The 3,367-nt window shown below is 61.0% G+C and carries 7 protein-coding genes; all 7 read right to left on the bottom strand.

Features of this window, described 5'->3' with window-relative positions; all coding sequences use genetic code 11:
• Positions 1-528 (bottom strand): hypothetical protein (locus ACTHN9_RS03925; protein WP_440535440.1); only part of this gene is annotated, 528 nt, incomplete at its 3' end.
• A gap of 13 nt (positions 529-541) precedes the next feature.
• Positions 542-928, bottom strand: coding sequence for a recombination protein NinB (locus ACTHN9_RS03920; RefSeq protein ID WP_440535439.1), 387 nt, complete (start codon positions 926-928; stop codon positions 542-544).
• Entirely contained in the window at positions 925-1,554 is a 630-nt protein-coding gene (locus ACTHN9_RS03915) for a lambda exonuclease family protein (protein WP_440535438.1), read from the bottom strand. The genes ACTHN9_RS03920 and ACTHN9_RS03915 overlap by 4 nt, the downstream gene beginning before the upstream one ends.
• Positions 1,547-2,356, bottom strand: a complete 810-nt coding sequence (bet, locus tag ACTHN9_RS03910) for a phage recombination protein Bet (RefSeq protein WP_440535437.1) — start codon at positions 2,354-2,356, stop codon at positions 1,547-1,549. The genes ACTHN9_RS03915 and bet overlap by 8 nt, the downstream gene beginning before the upstream one ends.
• Before the next feature lie 63 nt (positions 2,357-2,419).
• Positions 2,420-2,557: a hypothetical protein gene (locus tag ACTHN9_RS03905; RefSeq protein WP_440535436.1), complete on the bottom strand. Its 138-nt coding sequence runs from the start codon at positions 2,555-2,557 to the stop codon at positions 2,420-2,422.
• Complete coding sequence (locus tag ACTHN9_RS03900; RefSeq protein ID WP_440535435.1) at positions 2,554-3,048, bottom strand: hypothetical protein; 495 nt, start codon at positions 3,046-3,048, stop codon at positions 2,554-2,556. The genes ACTHN9_RS03905 and ACTHN9_RS03900 overlap by 4 nt, the downstream gene beginning before the upstream one ends.
• On the bottom strand, positions 3,045-3,236 hold the full coding sequence (locus tag ACTHN9_RS03895; RefSeq protein ID WP_440535434.1) for a hypothetical protein: 192 nt from the start codon (positions 3,234-3,236) through the stop codon (positions 3,045-3,047). Before ACTHN9_RS03895 ends, ACTHN9_RS03900 begins: the two co-directional genes overlap by 4 nt.
• Between the last annotated feature and the right edge of the window lie 131 nt (positions 3,237-3,367).

The raw sequence follows: 3,367 nt of genomic DNA, 5'->3' as shown, positions 1-3,367 counted from the left end.
CTCGTCTTGCCCCGGCGCGTCGCCGAACAGCCCCGGCTCGACGTAGTTCTCCGGCGGCGTGAGGGTGATGAACACCTCTTGCTGCAAGCGCGTGGCGATTCTTCCGTGATCCACCTCATCCTTCGGGTGCGCCGTCACCTTGAAATGCACGCCGACGCTGCCGCCTTCCTGCGTCGTGAAGCGAATGTCCTTGAGGCCGCATTCGGCCAGCAGCACGTCCTCTGCGCCGCTCGCGCCGATGTGGATGCGCAGCAGGTAGCCGGCGTATTTACGGCTCCACGCGAAGTCGCGCATGAACGGGAAACGCAGCTCGGTCAGGCCATCGTGCTCCATCGGCAGTTCGCCGGGCGCCGGCTGCGGCTTGCGATAGAACGTGCCGCGCAGCGTCGGATCGAAGTAGTCGAGCAGATCGCCGGGGCCGACGAGATAGAAGCCGACGCTGATTGCGGCGACGCGATCCTTGCCGTGCTTCTCGGCGACGTTCGTGGCGGAAACGATCTTCGTGAGTTGGTTTTCGAGGCGGAACATGGGCTCTCCTGCGTTAGATGGCTGCGAACTCGACGCCCAATTCCTGCACGGCGAACGATTCGACCTGGGTCATGTACTGGTTGAACTGCTCGGTATTCATCTGAGATGTGCTCGATGGAAGAAGCCCGGTTGGGCCGTCGATCTTCGGCCCGAATCGATCCTTCATCCACTCGTGCCATACGTCTCGGTCGAAGTACTTGCCGCTGACTTGAACCTGTTCTGCGATCTCCGATAACAACGCCCAATAGCGCGCGTTCTGCTCGCCCGATCGCTTCTGCTTGTGCTCGGCAACCGTAACGACGAGCGGCCGTCCTGCGCGCGCCTGCGGGCCCGCGTGCTGCTTCAAGTACGAAACGAGGCTTTGAGCGTGTTCCTTCTCGCGCAGGACGAAAGTTCTCATGCTGCCTTCGACTCCAATTGGGCGATCATTTCCTGAGCCTCTTTCTCGAATTGGAGGAGGCCGGGCAAGAGCACCTTTTCGATGAATTCGTTGTCGCGCTCGACGCGCTGGCGATAAAGGCGGAATCGCTCAGCGACTCGCGGGTCGTATGAGACGAATTCCCACCATTGCCGCCCGGTGACGAACATGCAGCCTTGAACTTGCGGCTTGTGCTCATCCGGCATTCCGCACAGCCACGTGTTGATATGCACGGCCTCATCCATCGGGCATTTGGACTCGTATCCGCCGTCGGCGCCGATCAAACCATCGGGCGACGCGCCGATGAACGGATACTCGGGGTGCGTCACAAACTGCCCCGGCAGCACGATCAGTCCGGTTTCGAGCTCGAATGCCTCGCGCGCAAATGATTCGATATCCGAACCCCAGCGCAGGGCGTGGCCTCCGACTTCGTGCCGCGGCGCCTGGGCAAGGCGCTCGAAGACGATCTCGCGCATGTACTTCCCGCGTGCGGCCGTCGGCTTGCCTGCCTTTGTCACGTCGATCACGTCAGCGAAGCGCGACGCCGTGATCTTCCCGGCCCGTGCGAGTCGCCAAGCGTCGGTACGCTGCTCGATCACGTCACTCATGGCTTTCATCCTCGTTCGGAGTCACGTCTTCGGCCCCGGCGATTTCCTTCAACCGGGCCAATTCCGCCGCGCCTATGGCCTTGCGATCGTGAGCCGTGAGCGCATCCCCATTGGGCAACGGCGCGCCGCTCCAAGCCTTCGCTAACGCTTCCTGGCCGCCTTCCTTGGCGATGAACTCCAACTCACCAATGAGCTCCATGTGGCGCTCGGTTCTTTCGGCGGTCGGGCGAGCCGCAGCGGCGGTTTCGACGGCCGACTTGCGAACCTCTTGCACTGGTCCCATATCGACAATGCGCTCGGCTTCGTCCTGGTCGTAAATGCCGGTGTATCCAAAGGCCATGCGCGCGCACTGGATCATGGCCTTATGCCGGAGCATTCGTTTTGGGTGTGATTGCCATGGGCCAGTGCCGCGTTTGCACTCGGCCATGTACTCGGTTACGGAAACCGGGCGCGAGCGGTCTTTCCGGTAGATCGTGCACGTGCACTGTTGGTCATCCTGGGTGAACTCCATGCCGTCGAATTGCGGGTTCTCGTTGATAATCCTCGCCCAACCATCGACGCCGACCACCGGGATGATGCCGTTGTTTTTATCCTGGAAAGCATAGATTTCCTTTGTGAAAGGGTTCAGGCTGTATTGCGTCGCGACGACGAGGAGGGCGCTCATTTGCGCGTCCGAAACTTGTCCTTTGAAAGCGGTTGCCTTCAAGATATCGAGCACTTCCGGATTTGCTTCCAGACCAAAACGCTGCGCCAATTTCGACGCGAGCGTCGTGGTCATGTTGCTGACGATGATGTTGCTCATGATTTCTCCGATGCCCGAGACTCAGCCGGGCGTTAGTGGTTAAACGTCAATCGGTTGATTCGCTCACGCGAAACTCCCTATGTGAGTGATGACCGGAGCCTCGCCCATGAGATAGAGCACAGCGCCGGCCGCCCCGAATGATGCGACGATGGCCAGCCAGATCAGAATCAGTTGGGCGATGCCTTTGGCGAAGCGCTTCATTTCGACGCATACTCCTTAGCGCGCGCAATCGCCCTAAGGCGCATGTTTTCGATGTCTCGCGGATTGGCGAGGTGCGGGGTTTTGCCCCACGAGCAGCATTGCAGCCACCATCTATTCAGACGATGGGGAGCACAGCCGACTATGACGCCACCGTCGCGCCCACCTTGGACGGCATGGAGCGCCGGCACCTGTCCGCAATAGAGGCAGGCGCAATGCTCAAGACCTTCAATGCCAAGCAACTTCTGCTCGTAGCTCTTGATGTTCTTGTGCTCTACCGTCTCGCGCCATTGCAATCCTTCCGGCACATGCACGCGGTAGCCGTCCCAGTAGTCAAAGACTGGCGACAGGACATCGCTGTATCCAGCACCACGCATTCGAATATGGGCGGCAACAATCACGATCTCGCCGGGTAGCGCGACACTCGGCACGCGCCATTCATAAGCGCCGGCCGTGGCAGGCTTCTCGGTGGAGTAGTCAATCCATCCGCTCACGACAATCCCCTTGCAAGTGAATCCACAAACCACGCGACGATGAGCACCGTCCCGGCAACGCATGCGCACGCTGCAGCGACCTCGTGCAGCCGCGACGAGCGCAGCAGGGCGGCGTTATCGCGGTACGCGCGCCGAAGCCCTTCCTTCGATATCTCGACCACGATTCCCGGCTCGGTATGGCGGTGCATGGCTTACTCCGCGTCGATCATTCGCGAGAACAGTTCGTGCGCGCTGGCTTGCAGCGCGAGAACCGTGGGTTCGAGATTCGCCCCTGCGGCGTCCCATGCGGCGGCCCGTGCGGCGGCCCGTGCGGCGGCCC

It is taken from the genome of Trinickia sp. (genome assembly GCF_051953405.1).
In the GTDB taxonomy this organism is placed as follows: domain Bacteria; phylum Pseudomonadota; class Gammaproteobacteria; order Burkholderiales; family Burkholderiaceae; genus Trinickia.
Note: the sequence above shows the minus strand (reverse complement) of the source record. Positions and strands in the feature narration are given on the sequence as shown.